Annotated in this window: 13 protein-coding genes and 2 pseudogenes; 8 read left to right on the forward strand and 7 right to left on the reverse strand. The window is 73.2% G+C overall.

Annotation, left to right across the window (positions count from 1 at the left end; translation table 11 throughout):
- Window positions 1-132: 132 nt before the first annotated feature.
- The 3 genes from ABZX30_RS31805 to ABZX30_RS31815 form a co-directional block, all read right to left on the reverse strand.
- Complete coding sequence (locus ABZX30_RS31805) at window positions 133-1053, reverse strand: carbohydrate ABC transporter permease (RefSeq protein ID WP_355939870.1); 921 nt, start codon at window positions 1051-1053, stop codon at window positions 133-135.
- Between the two features lie 14 nt (window positions 1054-1067).
- On the reverse strand, window positions 1068-2060 hold the full coding sequence (locus ABZX30_RS31810) for a sugar ABC transporter permease (protein WP_355939873.1): 993 nt from the start codon (window positions 2058-2060) through the stop codon (window positions 1068-1070).
- A 366-nt stretch (window positions 2061-2426) separates the two neighbouring features.
- Window positions 2427-3746, reverse strand: a complete 1320-nt coding sequence (locus ABZX30_RS31815; protein ID WP_355939875.1) for an extracellular solute-binding protein — start codon at window positions 3744-3746, stop codon at window positions 2427-2429.
- A 625-nt stretch (window positions 3747-4371) separates the two neighbouring features.
- Here ABZX30_RS31815 and ABZX30_RS31820 point away from each other — a divergent pair.
- Entirely contained in the window at window positions 4372-5799 is a 1428-nt protein-coding gene (locus tag ABZX30_RS31820; protein ID WP_355939876.1) for a GH1 family beta-glucosidase, read from the forward strand.
- Window positions 5800-5872: 73 nt separating this feature from the next.
- Here ABZX30_RS31820 and ABZX30_RS31825 read toward each other — a convergent pair.
- Window positions 5873-6211 (reverse strand): annotated as a pseudogene (locus ABZX30_RS31825) (ATP-binding protein); the annotation flags it as partial.
- 2 nt (window positions 6212-6213) lie between these two features.
- On the opposite strand from ABZX30_RS31825, the pseudogene ABZX30_RS31830 reads away from it, so the two are divergent.
- A pseudogene (locus tag ABZX30_RS31830) lies at window positions 6214-6336 on the forward strand (RNA-guided endonuclease TnpB family protein); the annotation flags it as partial.
- Window positions 6337-6370: 34 nt separating this feature from the next.
- Here the strand turns inward: ABZX30_RS31830 and ABZX30_RS31835 are convergent.
- Together ABZX30_RS31835 and ABZX30_RS31840 are read right to left on the reverse strand one after the other, a co-directional pair.
- Entirely contained in the window at window positions 6371-7243 is an 873-nt protein-coding gene (locus tag ABZX30_RS31835; protein ID WP_355939879.1) for a fused MFS/spermidine synthase, read from the reverse strand.
- A gap of 70 nt (window positions 7244-7313) precedes the next feature.
- Entirely contained in the window at window positions 7314-7718 is a 405-nt protein-coding gene (locus tag ABZX30_RS31840; RefSeq protein WP_355939882.1) for a hypothetical protein, read from the reverse strand.
- 241 nt (window positions 7719-7959) lie between these two features.
- Here ABZX30_RS31840 and ABZX30_RS31845 point away from each other — a divergent pair, with 241 nt between their 5' ends.
- Window positions 7960-9417, forward strand: coding sequence for a hypothetical protein (locus tag ABZX30_RS31845; RefSeq protein WP_355939885.1), 1458 nt, complete (start codon window positions 7960-7962; stop codon window positions 9415-9417).
- Window positions 9418-9458: 41 nt separating this feature from the next.
- Here ABZX30_RS31845 and ABZX30_RS31850 read toward each other — a convergent pair whose 3' ends face one another.
- Complete coding sequence (locus tag ABZX30_RS31850) at window positions 9459-10064, reverse strand: histidine phosphatase family protein (protein WP_355939888.1); 606 nt, start codon at window positions 10062-10064, stop codon at window positions 9459-9461.
- Between the two features lie 254 nt (window positions 10065-10318).
- Here ABZX30_RS31850 and ABZX30_RS31855 point away from each other — a divergent pair, with 254 nt between their 5' ends.
- From ABZX30_RS31855 to ABZX30_RS31875, 5 genes are read left to right on the forward strand one after another with little or no spacing between them, the layout of a single operon-like run.
- Complete coding sequence (locus ABZX30_RS31855) at window positions 10319-11275, forward strand: phosphatase PAP2 family protein (protein WP_355939890.1); 957 nt, start codon at window positions 10319-10321, stop codon at window positions 11273-11275.
- Window positions 11172-12365 (forward strand): hypothetical protein, encoded by a 1194-nt coding sequence (locus ABZX30_RS31860; protein WP_355939893.1) that lies wholly within the window; start codon window positions 11172-11174, stop codon window positions 12363-12365. The genes ABZX30_RS31855 and ABZX30_RS31860 overlap by 104 nt, the downstream gene beginning before the upstream one ends.
- Window positions 12356-13960, forward strand: coding sequence for a hypothetical protein (locus ABZX30_RS31865; RefSeq protein ID WP_355939896.1), 1605 nt, complete (start codon window positions 12356-12358; stop codon window positions 13958-13960). The genes ABZX30_RS31860 and ABZX30_RS31865 overlap by 10 nt, the downstream gene beginning before the upstream one ends.
- A complete protein-coding gene (locus ABZX30_RS31870; protein WP_355939898.1) occupies window positions 13957-15297 on the forward strand; it encodes an AAA domain-containing protein in 1341 nt (446 codons plus the stop codon). Before ABZX30_RS31865 ends, ABZX30_RS31870 begins: the two co-directional genes overlap by 4 nt.
- On the forward strand, window positions 15294-15440 hold the full coding sequence (locus ABZX30_RS31875) for a hypothetical protein (RefSeq protein ID WP_355939901.1): 147 nt from the start codon (window positions 15294-15296) through the stop codon (window positions 15438-15440). The genes ABZX30_RS31870 and ABZX30_RS31875 overlap by 4 nt, the downstream gene beginning before the upstream one ends.
- Window positions 15441-15462 lie beyond the last annotated feature (22 nt).

Consider the following 15462-nt stretch of genomic DNA (forward strand, 5'->3'; position numbering starts at 1 on the left):
TACTGTGTTTTCCTCCCCCGAGGGGCCGGGCCGCCGCCCCCCCCGCCGCGTGGGTTGGGGGCCGGGCCTTTTGGCTTGGTGGGGCCTGGGGGGGGGGGGCCGGCCGGGCCGGCCCCGCGGAGGTGGCCGGGGTCAGCCCTTGACGGCGCCCGCCATGATGCCTCCGACGATCTGCTTGCCGAAGACCACGAAGACCAGCAGCAGCGGAAGGGTGCTGATCAGCGCTCCCGCCATGACGATGCTCTGGTCGGGGGTGTAGGAGGCGCTGAGCTGCCCGAGCGCCACCTGGAGGGTGGGATTCTCCTGGCTCAGGGCGAGGAAGGGCCAGAAGAAGTCGTTCCACGCCTGGACGAAGGTGAGCATGCCGAGCACCATCATCGCGGGCCGGGCCACGGGCAGGACCACGTTCCACACGATGCGGATGTTGCTCGCCCCGTCCACCTTGGCCGCCTCGATGAGCTCGTAGGGCAGGGCCTCCAGCAGGTACTGCCGCATGAAGAAGACACCGAAGGCGCCGACCAGGGTCGGGAAGATCACCGACTCCAGCTTTCCGCCCCATCCGATGTCGGACATCATCATGAACAGCGGGACCACGCTGAGCTGCGGCGGAATGGTCAGGGTGGCGATGACCGCGGTCATCAGGACGCCCCGGCCGCGGAAACGCATCTTGGCGAAGGCGTAGCCGGCGAGGGTGCAGAAGAACAGTGTGGCCGCGGTGATGCAGCCCGCCACGATGACGCTGTTGACGATGGCTTTGCCCAGGTGGGCCTGGTCCCAGGCCGACTGGATGTTGGTCCACAGCCGGCCGCCCGGCAGGAGCGGCGGTGGGCTGTCGAGGACCCGCTGCTGGTCGTGCGAGGCGGCCACCAGCGTCCAGTACAGCGGGAGGACGGAGCCCAGGCCGACGATGATCAGGGCGGCATAGGTGAAGGGACCGCCGTTGAGCTGCTGCCCGGCACCGAGCTTGAGACGGACGCGGCTCTTGGCCGGCGAGGCGACGGGGGGTGCCGGGTCGAAGTCCGGCGCGGTCTTGGTGGGACTGGTCGTGGTCATCGATATCGCTCCCGTCAGGCCGCGCTCTTGCGCATGAACCGGCCGACGATCCAGTTGATCAGGGCGATGAGCAGCAGCAGGACGAGCATGGCCCATGCCACGGCCGCGGCCGGACCGAGGTGTCCCAGCTTCCAGCCGTAGTTGAAGAGGTAGATGCTGAGGGTCTCGTACTGGTGCTCGCTGCCGCCGATGGAGCCGAGCGTGCCGCCCTGGAGCAGCAGCGGCTCACCGAACAGCTGCATGGAGCCGATGGTCGAGATGACGATGGTGAACAGGATCGTCGGCCGCAGCGAGGGGATGGTCACCTTGCGGAACTGCTGCCAGCGCGTCGCTCCGTCGAGGGAGGCCGCTTCGTACAGGTCCGTGGGGACGGCCTGCATCGCCGCCAGGTAGATCAGCGCGTTGTAGCCGGTCCAGCGCCAGATGATGATGACCGAGATGGCGATCTTGGACGTCCACTCCCCGTTGCCCCAGTCGGTGTTGCCGGCCCCGAAGAAGTGCAGCACCCAGTTGAGGATGCCGCCGTCGGCCCGGAAGACCAGGGCGAAGACCAGGGCCGCGGTCGCCACCGAGGTGGCGTACGGGGTAAGGATGATCGTCCGCCAGAAGGTGCTGGCGCGCAGCTTGTAGTTGAGCAGGTGGGCGAGGCCCAGGGCCACGAGCAGCTGGGGGACGGTCGAGATGACGCCGATCACGAAGGTGTTGGTGACCGCCGTCCAGAACTCGGAGTCCTGGAGGATCTTGGCGAAGTTGTCCCAGCCGACCCATTCGGACTGGCTGAGGCTCGTCATCTCCACCCGGTGCAGGGCGATCCAGCCCGTGTAGAGCAGCGGGTAGAGCCCGAAGGCGCCGAAGACGAGGAAGAAGGGGGCGATGTACGCGTACGGGGACGCGATGTCGTCGAAGCGCCACAGCCGGGTCCGCCAGGTGCCGCGTCCGCTCGAGGCGGGGGCGGAGCCGCCGGCGGGCGGGGTGGGGGCACCCCGTGTGGGAGTGGTCGTTGCCACGGGGGAGTTCCTTCCTGGGGGTTACGGCCGGGTGCGGGGCGGGGAACGTCGTCGTTCCCCACCCCGACGGGACCGGGCGGCCGGCCTGCATGGTGCCGGACCGGCGACCGGCCCGCGGGGACACGGCGCGTCGGCGTCCGACCGCCGTTCCCGTGTGCCGGGCGCCGGCCCTCGTACGACGGGGTACGGGGGGCGGCCGGCCGTGCGACGGGAACCGGCGCCGGACGCCGCGGAGCGGACCGGTCCGTGACGACCGGTCCCGGTGCGGAGCGGGACGGCTCCGCACCGGTGGCAGGAGCCGCCGCGCGGCCCCACGCGCCACAGCGCGGTGCGGGCGGCCGGTGGGGCCACCCGCACCGCCGGGTGTCAGCCGATCACCTTGTCGATCGACTCGGTCGCGGCCTTCCAGGCGTCAGCGGGCTTGGTGCCCCGCTTCTCCATGTTGTTGATCTGGTTGGAGATCGTGTCCTTGATCGTGGCGTCCTTCGCACCGAGCACGGCCTCGGGGATGGACGCGGCCTCTTCGGCGTAGATCTGGCCGATCGGGGCGTCGTTGAAGTAGGGGAGCTTCGCGTTCTTCACGCTGGCGAGCTCGTAGGCACCCTTGTTCGACGGAAAGACACCGATCTTCTCGAACACGGCGGCCTGCTGCTCCGGAGCGGTCAGCCACTTGACGAGCTCGGTGGCCTCCTTCACGTGCTTGCCGCTCTTGGGCACGGCCAGGAAGGAGCCTCCCCAGTTGGCCGCCGTCGAGCCGGGCGCACGGCTGATGTCCCACTTGCCCTTGAAGGCGTCACCGGAGTTGACGGAGATCTGCGCGGCCATCCAGGCGGGGCAGGCCACGGTGGCCACGGTGCCCTTGCGCAGCGCGGCCGTCCAGCCGTCGGTGAACTGCGGCAGGCCCTGGGTCAGCTTCTTGGACGCGGCCTCGGCGGCCAGGTTCCAGCCCTGCTGCACGGAGGGGCTGTCCTTGTAGATCGCCTTGCCGTCGGCGTCGTAGTACTGCTTCGCGTTGGAGCTGACGACCGCGTTGTACATGGCGCTCGCGGAGTCCATGAAGAAGGTGCCGGCAGGGGCCTTCTTCTTGTACTTCTCGCCGAGCTTGAGGTAGTCCTCCCAGCCGCCCTTGACCGCCTCGGCGACGGCCTCACGGTCGGCCGGCAGGCCCGCCTTCTCGAAGAGGTCCCGGCGGTAGCACAGGGACATCGGGCCGATGTCGGTGCCGGCGCCTATGACGGTGCCGTCCTTGGCGGTGGCCTGCTTCTCCTTCCAGGAGACCCAGTCGCCCACGTTGATGGACTTGCTCAGGTCGGTGAACTTGGCCGCCTGGGTGTCGACGACCTCCTTGATACGGCCGACCTCGATGCCCGTGACGTCGCCCAGGCCGCTGCCCGTGTTCAGCTGCTGAAGCAGCTTCGGGTAGTAGTCCTGCTCGTTGGCGGTGGTCTCTTCCTTCACCGTGATGTTCGGGTGCAGCTTGTGGTACTGGGCGAACAGGCCGGCTTCCTTGTAGCCGAACTGCCCGAAGTCGGCGAGGGTGAGAGTGATGTTCCCGTTGGAGTCCGAGGCGTCCGAGTCCTTGTCGTCGCTGCTGCAACCGGTCAGCAACAGGGCCGAGGCGGTCAGGACCGTGGTGGTCAGGACCGCCGCTCTGCGGCCGTGACCGCCGTTACGGGTGATGCGCATTCCACTACTCCTTGTTCCAGTGGGAACGGGATCTCAGGAATCGGACCGTCGGGGCCCGACGGTCCGGACCTGCCCTCTCGGTTGCGAGCAGCGGCCAGCCCACAGCACTCGGCGTGCGGTGAAGAGGTGCTGGTCAACGGGGTGCAGTGACGACAGAGGGAAAGGCCATGGGTGGTTCGGTCCACACGGGAGAGAACCCCCCGAGCTACCCGTGGGACCGCTCCCACGCGGCATGCCGGAAGACTGGTTCCTGCCGGGCGCGCTGTCAAGACTTGAAAACAGCGTTGTTGCGCAAGCGTGTTCCGCACGTCACGGGAATGTGTCGCACCGCGGGGCGTCACCAGCCGGACACCGGCCCGTCTCCTCCTGGAATCACGCAGGTCACCGGTGCAACGATCCCCGCCGGGACGGCCGTTGCGCCGCGATCCGGGGCGGTGCCGGCGTTTTCGGCGGCAGGAGGCCGCGGGCCCCGGACGGACGCCGAAAGGTGAACGATCAGCTTTTCCGAGCAGCCGTCCGGGGCCCGCGGCCACGATCCGGCGCGCTTCGGCCGTCGTACTGCCCCTTGGTCATGGGAGCGCTCCCATGCATAATGGGGTCCTGCCGACCTCATGGGAGCGATTCCATGCCCGATCCGTTGACCGAGAGCTTCCCCGCCGCCTTCCTCTGGGGTGCCGCGACCTCCGCGTACCAGATCGAGGGAGCGGTCCGGGAGGACGGCCGTACCCCCTCCATCTGGGACACCTTCAGCCACACCCCGGGCAAGACCTTCGGCGGCGCGACCGGTGACGTCGCTGTCGACCACTACCACCGCTACCGCGAGGACGTCGCGCTGATGGCGGAGCTGGGCCTGAACGCGTACCGGTTCTCCGTCTCCTGGCCGCGGGTGCAGCCGACGGGGCGGGGCCCGGCCGTGCAGGCGGGGCTGGACTTCTACCGGCGCCTGGTGGACGAACTGCTCGCGCACGGCATCAAGCCGGCCGTCACCCTCTACCACTGGGACCTGCCGCAGGAACGGGAGGACGCGGGCGGCTGGCCCGAGCGGGACACCGCGTACCGCTTCGCCGAGTACGCGCGGCTCGTCGGCGAGGCGCTCGGCGACCGGGTGGAGCAGTGGATCACGCTGAACGAGCCGTGGTGCAGCGCCTTCCTCGGCTACAGCTCCGGGGTGCACGCGCCCGGCCGTACGGAGCCGGCGGCGTCGCTGAAGGCCGCCCACCACCTGAACCTGGCGCACGGCCTGGGCGCCTCGGCGCTCCGTTCGGTCATGCCGGCCCGCAACACGGTCGCGGTGAGCCTCAACTCCTCGGTGGTCCGCACCCTCTCCCGGGACCCGGCGGACCTGGCGGCCGGCCGCCGCATCGACGACCTGGCCAACGGCGTCTTCCACGGCCCGATGCTGCACGGCGCGTACCCGAAGACGCTGCTCGAGGCGACCTCGTCCCTCACCGACTGGTCCCACGTCCAGGACGGCGACCTGGCCGCGATCAACCAGCCGCTGGACGCGCTCGGACTGAACTACTACACGCCGGCGCTGGTCTCCTCCGCCGATTCCGGGCCGGCCGGCCCGCGCGCGGACGGTCATGGGACGAGCGACCACTCCCCCTGGCCCGGCGCGGACGACGTGGCCTTCCACCAGACGCCCGGCGAGCGTACGGAGATGGGCTGGACGATCGACCCGACCGGCCTGCACGAGCTGATCATGCGCTACACGCGGGAGGCGCCCGGCCTTCCGCTGTACGTGACGGAGAACGGCGCGGCGTACGACGACAAGGTGGACTCCGACGGCCGCGTCCACGACCCCGAGCGCATCGCCTACCTCCACGGCCATCTGTCGGCCGTGCGCCGGGCCGTCGCGGACGGCGCGGACGTACGCGGCTACTACCTGTGGTCGCTGATGGACAACTTCGAGTGGGCGTACGGCTACAGCAAGCGCTTCGGTGCCGTGTACGTCGACTACGCCTCGCTGGACCGCACTCCCAAGTCGAGCGCCCGCTGGTACGGCCAAGCGGCCCGCACGGGATCACTTCCGCCGGTGGGCGAGGTGATCTGACGCGGGCCGGACGCAGGGGGGAACAGGGCAGGGGCGCGGCACCCCAGGGGAGTGCCGCGCCCCTCGCCCGGCACCGGCGACGGCGTACGGCGCCCCGGTGGCCCGTGCGCACCGGCTCCCGCCCGTCGAGCCGGAACCGGATCCGCACCTGCGTGCCGCCCGGCACCGAGGTGCCGATCCGTACGTCCCCGCCGGTCGACTCGGCGAGCCGGCGCACGATGTCCAGGCCGAGGCCGGTCGAGCCGTCGGTGCCCGAGCCCCGGCCGCGGGCCATGGCCGCCCCGGGGTCGGATATACCGGGGCCCGCGTCGGAGACCAGGACGGTCACCGCGTCCTCCCCGTGGTGCACGTCGACCGCGAAGGCCGTGCCCTCGGCGGTGTGCCGGAAGACGTTGCCGAGCAGCGCGTCGAGGAGCCGACCACAACGCGGCCCGGAACGTCTTGCACCTGTTCCGGATGGGCCTCGCGCTCGTCCCGGCTGCCGGGAGGGCAGTCGTCAGGCGGGCGAAGCGCGTCAAGCCCGCTGCCGCAAGGTAAGCGGGAATCTCCCGGCTTCAGCCAGGAGAGCACGTCAATGAGCGAACACCGACGGCGGCGGGGCCGGTGAGGCCACCGCCGCCTCGTCGGTGACCGGCGCGGCCCCGCCGGTGAAGGCGAGGAGCGCGTGGCCGTGCTCGACCCGGGCGGGCTGCGGGTCGGAGGCGGCGCGGCGGGTCAGTTCGGCGACGGGGAGCGGGCGGCCGGCGGCGACCAGGACCGCGTTGCCGAACCGTCTGCCGCGCAGCACGGCCGGGTCGGCGACCAGCGCGAGTTCGGGGAAGCGGGCGGCGGCGGTGGCGATCTGGCCGCGCAGGTGGGCGAGCGGGGGGCCGTCGGCGAGGTTGGCGGCGAAGATCCCGTCCGGCGCGAGGGCCCTGCGGACCTCGTCGAGGAACTCGGTGGAGGTGAGGTGGGCGGGGGTGCGGGCGCCGCTGAAGACGTCGGCGACGACCAGGTCGGCCCAGCCGTCCGGCACCTTGGCAAGGCCCTCGCGGGCGTCCGTCGAACGCACCCGGATCCGGGCCCCGGGGTCGGGCGGCAGCTCGCGCCGGACCAGTTCGACGAGTTTCGCGTCCCGCTCGACGACCTGCTGGGTGGAGCGGGGGCGGGTGGCGGCCACATAGCGGGCCAGGGTGAACGCACCGCCGCCGAGGTGCACGGCGCGCACCGGCCTGCCGGGCGGTGCGACGAGGTCGATGACGTGCCCGAGCCGCCGCTGGTACTCGAAGGAGAGGTACGCCGGGTCGTCGAGGTCGACGTGCGACTGCGGCGCCCCGTCGATCAGCAGGGTCCAGGCCCGTCGGCGGTCCCGGTCGGGTATCAGCTGGGCGAGGCCGCCGTCGACGTCCTCGACGACCGCCTCGGCACCGGTCTGCCTGCGCCGGGGATTCCTGGACTTGCCCATGGGGGTCATTCTCGCAGGACCCCGGCGTCGCAGGACCCCGGCGTCGCAGGACCCCGGCGAGCGGTACCGGTCAGCGGCAGTCGTCGGCAGCCCTGAGCAGCCGGGCCGCCTCTCCCAGCGCCCGTCTGAGAACCGCGGGGTCGGTCGCCAGGTCGGCCTCCCCCGGCGGCACCAGCCAGTCGGAACCCTCGACCGGTGGGTGCGGGATCACGGTCAGCCCGCGTCCGGCGGTCTCCGTACAGGTGCTTCCGGGGACGTCCCACGCGGCGGCGGTGCCGGGCGGGACCAGGAAGCCGAGCGTGTCGCACCCGTCGTCGTGCAGGACGGGCCCCACCGCGTCCCGGGCCGCACCCCGCCGCAGGATGTCGACCGCCTCCAGACCCTGCCGGGTCGGTACGGTCACCACATCGCACGCGGTCGGCGACGGCGTACAAGGATCGTTGCTCCGGCTGGTCTCCATCCCGGCCTCCACCACGCAGCCCTCCTGCAGTCCACCGTGTCCAACGCGGCACGGCGTCAACGGCAACGGCACAAGTGCGCCGCAAAGGATGGCACTTCATGGCAGATCACGCATGAGATATCCGATTTGTAGCCAAACGCAGCGTGGCGGGCCCGGCACAGCGGGTACGTTCTTGCCCGCCGCAACCGGGGTCCCCGCACGGACGACCCGCGACGGTTCCGGCATGGTTCGACGGTTCGCACGAGAGGACCCGGCCATGGCGTCGTCGACCGTGACCTCGTCACAGCCCGAACGGCCACCACGGCCGAACCCCGCCTTCCGGCAGCTGCGCGGCCGGCGCTCACCGGCGGAGTTCGCCGCGCTGGTACGGCGGGCCGCCCGCGAGATCGGCGAGCGGGTGAGCTGTGACGCGCGCTACATCGGCCGGGTCGAGGCAGGCGAGATCCGCTGCCCGAACTACGCGTACGAACGGGTGTTCCTGCACATGTTCCCCGGCCGCACGCTCGCCGACCTGGGCTTCGCGCCACGCTCGTCCGTCCGCGGACGCGCGGCGCGCCCGGCGGGTGAAGCGCCCGTCCCGCGCACCACCCGCCCGGCGTCCGCCGCGGCTGAGACGTGGGGGGCCTCCGAGCCGTATGACACACAGGATCCGTACGCAACGCACGAGAACCACGAGAACCACGAGGAGAGCGACGTGCTGCGTCGCGCATTCATGACGGGCGGGGGCGCCACCGTGGCCGCCGCCACACTGGGCCCCCTGGGGTTCACCATCGACGCCGCGGCGGCGGACCGGCCGGTGCGCCGCGCCGGGTCCTCGGAGGCGGCAGCCCTGGAGGAGGCCGTACGCCGCATCCGGCTGCTCGACGACCGGCACGGCGCGGACGGCCTCTACCGGCGCGCGGCCGCCCCGCTGCGCGCCGCCTACGAGCTGCTGGACGCGGGTGCCACCCGGCAGACGACCGCCGACCGGCTGCACTCGGGCGCCGGTGAACTCGCCATCTCCGTGGGCTGGCTGGCCCACGACTCAGGGCGTTTCGACGACGCCCGCTCGCACTACGCGGAGGCGCTCGCGACCGCCCGGATGACCGGGGACCCCGCCCTGGAGGCGCACGCGTTCTGCAACACGGCCTTCCTCGCGCGCGACGCGGGGCGGCCCCGGGAGGCGGTGCGGGCGGCGCAGGCCGCGCAGCGGGTGGGACGGTCGCTGGGGTCCGCGCGCCTGATGTCGCTGCTCGCGCTGCGCGAGGCGGGCGGCTGGGCGGGGCTCGCCGACCGCACCGGCTGCGAACAGGCCCTCGTCCGGGCGCAGACCCTGTACGAGCGGGGCCGTTCGGACGCGGACCCGGAATGGATGAGCTTCTACGGCGAGGCCGAACTGGAGGGGCTGGAGGCGCAGTGCTGGTCGACGCTGGGCGACTGGAAGCGGGCGGCCCGGCACGCGCGGCGGGCCGCGCGGCTCCAGGATCCCCACTTCACGCGGAACATCGCGCTGTACACGGCCGAACTCGCGGACGACCTCGCGCGCGGGGGGCGGCCGGACGAGGCGGCGGCGGCCGGGACGCGGGTACTGGACCTGCTGGACCAGGTGCAGTCGTCACGGATCCAGACGATGCTGGCGGGGACCGCCCGGGTGCTGCTGCCGCACCGGCGGGCCTGCGGGGTGTCGGAGTTCCTGGAACGGCACGCCTCGCTGCCGCGGACCGCACCCGCGTGACGGCCGGGTGACGGCCGGGACGTCGTCCGGCGAGCGGGACGTCATCCGACGAGGTGGCCCGAGTCGTTCCAGCTCTCGATCGCCGGTTCGCCGTACGCCCAGCCCAGGACGGACAGTGACGTCGGGTTGAGGCGGATCCGCGCGGCGAAGTCCAGGGGCAGTCCCAGCCACCTCGCGCCTATGGACCGCAGGATGTGCCCGTGGGCGAAGACCAGGACGTCGCGGCCGTCGCGGCCGGCCGACCGCGCCCAGGACACCACCTCGTCCGCCCGGGCCGTCACCTCGGCGAGGGTCTCCCCCTCGGGAACCCCGTCCCGCCAGATCAGCCAGCCGGGGCGAACGGCCTGGATCTCCTCGGGGGTCATGCCCTCGTACGCGCCGTAGTCCCACTCCAGCAGCGCGTCCCAGGCGGTCGCCCGCTCACCGAACCCGGCGAGATCGCACGTGTCACGCGCGCGTGACAGGGGGCTGGTGCGGACCTCGACGCCGGGGAGGCCGTCGAAGGGCCCGCGGTGGAGCCGCTCGCCGAGCAGCTTGGCGCCGCGCCGGCCCTCCTCCAGGAGGGGTACGTCGGTCCTGCCGGTGTGCTTGCCGGACAGCGACCAGGCCGTCTGTCCGTGCCGGGCCAGCAGGATGCGCGGTGCCATGGGGGACCTTTCCGGGAGACGTCGGGGAGGTGCCGGGGAGAAACCCGGGGCGTGGTCCCTCCATCATCGCGCACGCTGTCCCCGGGCAACCGGGCGGGCGATCTCGGCGTCTATCCGGTCTGAAGCGCCACTTGAGGGCGAGCGGATGTTCCCTAGGGCCGAACCGGGCGCGCCGCAGGAGTGAACAGAGCACATCGTAAAGTGGCACGGCCGGCCCAAGGAGTGCCGCGGACCAGAAGGGGGAGGGCGATCGGATGCCGCAGACCGAGACACCGGGCACCGACGAGGTGTCCCCGCGGACCCGGCTGCGGTGGTGGACGGAACTCCCACTGATCCTGCTGGTGTACGGCTGCTACTCGGCGGGCCGCCTGCTCGCCCGGGGCGACGTCTCCGGTGCCGTCGACCACGGCCTGGCGCTCCTCCGTATCGAAAAGGCCCTGCACCTCGATCTCGAACATCCGCTCAACCGCCTGTTCACGCACGAGGCGTGGCTCGGCGTCCCGGCCGACTTCTGGTACGCGTCGCTGCACTACCTGGTCACGCCCGCGATCCTGGTCTGGCTCTTCCGGTCCCGCGGCCGGCTCTACCGGGCGGCCCGCACCTGGCTGATGACGTCCACGTTCATCGGCCTGATCGGCTTCACCCTGCTCCCCACCTGCCCGCCCCGGCTGCTCGCCGCGGACCACGGCTTCGTGGACACGATGGCCCAGTACAGCTCGTACGGCTGGTGGGGCGGCGAGGCGAGCGCCCCGCGGGGCATGGGCGGCATGACGAACCAATACGCGGCCATGCCGAGCCTGCACGTGGGCTGGGCGCTGTGGTGCGGAGTGATGCTGTGGCGGTACGGCGGCACGCGCCTCGCCAAGGCGGCCGGCGTCGCCTACCCGCTGCTGACCGCGATCGTGGTGATGGGCACCGCCAACCACTACTTCCTGGACGCGGTCGCGGGCGTGGCCGTGATGGGCGTCGGGCTGCTGCTCGCGCCGCACGTGATGCGCGGCGCGGACCGGCTGCGGGCGCGGCTGCTGCCGGGTGCCACGGTGGTCACGGCGGGCCCCGGGGGCACAGGCGCCCCGATTGTCAGTGGCGGATGCCAGACTTCCGTGGGTGAGCGAATTCCACGGCAGCGCGACGCGCGGCTCGGACCCGGAGCCGAGCCGGACGCCGCCCCCACCGACGCGGGGGACGGCGCTCCGGCACCGGCTCGCTGAGCTGCGCGGCCCCGACGTACCCGCCAAGGCACTGGACGCGCGCGCCCTCGCGGCGCTCGCCGCGAACCCGGGGTGCAGACGGCGGGCGATCCTGGACGGGGCGGGCGTCGACAAGGCGGGCCTGGCGAGCGCGCTGGGCGCGCCGTCCGCCTTCGGGCAGTCGCAGTTCGCCCTGACCCGGGGCAACGCGTTCGAGGCACGGGTGAAGGCCGACGGCGGCGCCGAGCTGCTGCGCCTGGTGCACGCGCGGCTGGACCCGGGCGCCGAGCCGCCGCGGGAGACCCACGTCCCCGACCTGTCCGCGCCCGGTCCGGCGGGGCGGACGGCGCGGACGGCGCTGGCGCTGCGCGAGGCCGTCGAGGCGGGCGGCTGGACGCTGCTCGACCACCCGATGCTGGCACTGGACGTGGCGGGCTCCCCGGCGTTCCTGGAGCCGGACGCGGTGGTGGTGCACCCGGACGGCAGCTGGACGGTCGTGGAGATCAAGTCCTTCCCGATGCTGGACGGTTCGGCGGACCCGGCGAAGGTGGGCGCCGCCGCGCGGCAGGCGGCCGTGTACGTCCTCGCCCTGGAGGAGGTCGCCGGACGGCTCCGGGACAGCGCGCCCGCCCCGCAGGTGCGCCACCGCGTCCTCCTGGTCTGCCCCCGGGACTTCTCCAACCTGCCCACCGCCTCGGCCGTGGACATCCGCAAGCAGCGCGCGGTCACCGCCCGCCAGTTGGCCCGGCTCACCCGTATCGAGGAGATCGCGGCCGCCCTTCCCGAGGACACCTGCTTCGCCCCCGGCCTGCCGCCCGAGGAGCTGACGGCGGCGGTGGAGTCGGTCCCGGCGGCGTACGCGCCCGAGTGCCTGGCCGCGTGCGAGCTGGCCTTCCACTGCCGCGAGCGGTCCCGCTCGGCCGGCGCGGTGACGACGCTGGGCCGCCCGGTCCGCGCCGAACTGGGCGGGCTGGCGACCGTGGACGACGTGCTGGCGGCGGCCCGCGGCGAGCTCGGCGACCCGGGGGATCCGGCGGTGGCGGCGCTGCGCCGGGCGGCGGCCCTGCGCGCGGAGGCGCTGTCCGGCCGGGAGGCGGCCACGTGTCCCTGATCGCCACCCTGGCCCGTCTGGAGGCGGTCAGCACGGGCCGCGCCCAGCCCACCGCGACCGTCCGGCACCGGCATCTGTCCGACCGGCCGCTGGTGTTCGTGCCGCTCACCACCGCCGGTGAGGCCGGTGCCCCGCTCGGGGCGCTGGTCGGCACCGACCGGGACGCGCCGCGCCTGCTCGTCGTGCCGCAGCCGCGCGACCGCGATCTGCGCTCCGCGTTCCTCGCCGACCTGTCGGACGTCGTCCTGCCGTACGTCGACTCGTTCGCGGACGCCGTCGAACCCGCCGAGCGCACGGAGACCGACCCGGAGACCGGCAAGCGGGTCAAGGTCGAGGTCGAGCTGTGCGCGGACGCCCCGCAGCTGATCGTGCCGAGCCGCGCGGGCGTGGAGTTCGTCCGGCTGCTCGGGCGGTCGATGCGGTTCCGCCGTACGGCGGAGCAGGACCCCGAGGCGCCCTATCCGGCGCCGTCCCGGGTGCCGTTGCTCGGGCGGTGGCTGACGCACTTCGGGGAGCGGGCGCGGGTGCCGGGCTCCTCGCTGCTGCTGGCCCTGACGGACGTGCTGGTGCGGCACTGGGCGACCGGGCAGTCCAGCCTGGAGGACCAGCACCTGGGCGCGCTGCTCGCCTGGATCGCCCCGGCGGAGGGCACGACAGGCGCCGAGGAGGCGTTGCGGGCCGAGCTGGCCCGGGGTGCCGACGGCCAGTTGCGGTGCCCGCCCGCGGGTCCGGCCACCGACCCGGCCTTCGACAACAAGCTGCTCGCGCCCGCCCTGGAACGCTACGACCGGGCCCGCACCGCCCTGGCGGCCGCCGAGGACGGCCTGGAGGCGGACGACCGGCTCGGCGTGCTCACCGCGGCCGAGCGGGAGATCCGCGACCTGGTGGCGAGCGTCACCCTGCCCACCTGGAGGACGGTGTGGCGCGGGATCGACCTGCTGCGGGCCCTGCCGGAGGGGGCGCACGTCGAGGAGCGGTGGACGCGCGACCGCTGGTCGTTCACCGGCCACCGCGACCGTGTGCTCGCCGGGGAACCCCCGCAGCCCCGCCGCGACGACGCGGTGACGGCAGCCAACAAGCTGGCCACGCGCGAGCGCGAGCAGGCCCGTCTCGAGGCGCAGGAGGCCCTCGACGACCCGCTGGTGATGGCGGGACGCAGGCTGGCCGGGGAGGCGTTCGCGGGCGAGGTCACGGAGGTCGTCATGGCCTACAGCGAGGGGAAGCGGCCCAGCCCGCGCCCGCTGGTGACCGTGCGCACGGACGACCGGCCGCACCTCGGGGAGCGGGCGAAGGTGTACCGCTCGCTGGGCGGGAAGCCGCAGGCGGCCGAGTTCGCCGGGTTCGCCGGCGCCGAGGGTGAGGGGCTCGTCGTCCTGCGGATCGTCGACAAGATGGGCCGCGGCAAGGAGCCGGAGGCCGGGTCGGTCCCGGAGAAGGGCGACCGGGTCTGCTTCACCCTGTTCGAGCACGAGCAGCGCGGCGGGGCGAAGCTGCCCGACCCGGAGGAGACGCCGTGGACGCACGGCGGGCCGCCGGGTGAGGCGGCGGCCGTGCCGGAGGCTCCCGATCCCGTCACCGAGGAGGACGCGCTGTGACCACCGAGGCCGTGTTCGACCCCGGGGCCGCGGCCACGCGCGCCACCGACGCGATCCTGAGCGACACCCTGCACGGCACCCACCGGGGTGTGGTCGTGGACTCCCCGCCGGGCGCCGGCAAGTCCACGCTCGTCGTCCGCGCGGCGCTGGAACTCGCCGACGCCGGGCGCCCGCTGATGGTGGTCGCGCAGACCAACGCGCAGGTCGACGACCTGGTGATGCGGCTCGCCGAGAAGAACCCGGAGCTGCCCGTCGGCCGCCTGCACAGCAGCGACGCCGACCCGTACGACAAGGCCCTGAACGACCTGCCGAACGTACGGAAGTCGGCGAAGGCGGGCGAGCTGGCCGGGATCCCGGTGGTGCTGTCGACCGCCGCGAAGTGGGCGCACGTCACGGTGGACGAGCCGTGGCGGCACGCCATCGTGGACGAGGCGTACCAGATGCGCTCGGACGCGCTGCTCGCCGTGGCCGGGCTGTTCGAGCGGGCGCTGTTCGTGGGTGACCCGGGGCAGCTGGACCCGTTCGCCCTCGTGGGCAGCGAGCAGTGGGCGGGCCTGTCGTACGATCCGTCCGCCTCGGCCGTCACCACCCTCCTCGCCCACAACCCCGAGCTGCCGCAGCACCGCCTGCCGGTGTCCTGGCGTCTGCCGGCCTCGGCGGCCCCCCTGGTGTCGGACGCCTTCTACCCCTTCACCCCGTTCCGCAGCGGCACGGACCACGGCGACCGTCGCCTGGCCTTCGCCGTCCCGTCCGACGGCTCCGGCCCCGACCGGGTGATCGACGAGGCGGCGGCCTCGGGCTGGGGGCTGCTGGAACTGCCCGCGCGGCACACGCCGCGGACGGATCCGGAGGCGGTACGGGCCGTGGCCACGGTGGTACGGCGGCTGCTGGACCGGGGTGGTGCGGCGGTCTCGGAGCGCTCACCGGATCCGGCTCCCCTCACCGCCGACCGGATCGCCGTCGGCACGGCCCACCGGGACCAGGCGGCGGCGGTGCGGGCCGCGCTGGCCGCGCTGGGCGTCGCCGAGGTGACGGTGGACACGGCGAACCGGCTGCAGGGCCGGGAGTTCGACGTCACGGTCGTCCTGCACCCGCTGTCGGGCCGCCCCGACGCCACCGCCTTCCACCTGGAAACGGGCCGACTGTGCGTCCTCGCCTCCCGGCACCGGCACGCGTGCGTCGTGGTGTGCCGGGCGGGCGTGGGCGACCTGCTGGACGACTACCCGTCGACCGAGCCGGTACAGCTGGGGACACTGGTGAAGTTCCCTGACGGGTGGGAGGCGAACCACGCGGTACTCGCCCACCTCACCGAACACCGCATCCCCTGGCGCCCATGACCACCCCCGACCACCACACCCCCCGCCGGACGGAGTACGGCACGCCGCCGAAGGCGGCCCAAGAACACAGCCCTGACGGGTGGGAGGCGAACCACGCGGTACTCGCCCACCTCACCGAACACCGCATCCCCTGGCGCCCATGACCACCCCCGACCACCACACCCC

This window comes from Streptomyces sp. NPDC004542, from assembly GCF_040610035.1.
Classification (GTDB): Bacteria; Actinomycetota; Actinomycetes; order Streptomycetales; family Streptomycetaceae; genus Streptomyces.

Bases quoted from the DNA above. Each gene is read 5' to 3' on its own strand.
- ABZX30_RS31805 (WP_355939870.1), bottom strand. From the start codon at position 1,053: ATGACCACGACCAGTCCCACCAAGACCGCGCCGGACTTCGACCCGGCA.
- ABZX30_RS31815 (WP_355939875.1), bottom strand. From the start codon at position 3,746: ATGCGCATCACCCGTAACGGCGGTCACGGCCGCAGAGCGGCGGTCCTG.
- ABZX30_RS31820 (WP_355939876.1), top strand. From the start codon at position 4,372: ATGCCCGATCCGTTGACCGAGAGCTTCCCCGCCGCCTTCCTCTGGGGT.
- ABZX30_RS31835 (WP_355939879.1), bottom strand. From the start codon at position 7,243: ATGGGCAAGTCCAGGAATCCCCGGCGCAGGCAGACCGGTGCCGAGGCG.
- ABZX30_RS31845 (WP_355939885.1), top strand. From the start codon at position 7,960: ATGGCGTCGTCGACCGTGACCTCGTCACAGCCCGAACGGCCACCACGG.
- ABZX30_RS31850 (WP_355939888.1), bottom strand. From the start codon at position 10,064: ATGGCACCGCGCATCCTGCTGGCCCGGCACGGACAGACGGCCTGGTCG.
- ABZX30_RS31855 (WP_355939890.1), top strand. From the start codon at position 10,319: ATGCCGCAGACCGAGACACCGGGCACCGACGAGGTGTCCCCGCGGACC.
- ABZX30_RS31875 (WP_355939901.1), top strand. From the start codon at position 15,294: ATGACCACCCCCGACCACCACACCCCCCGCCGGACGGAGTACGGCACG.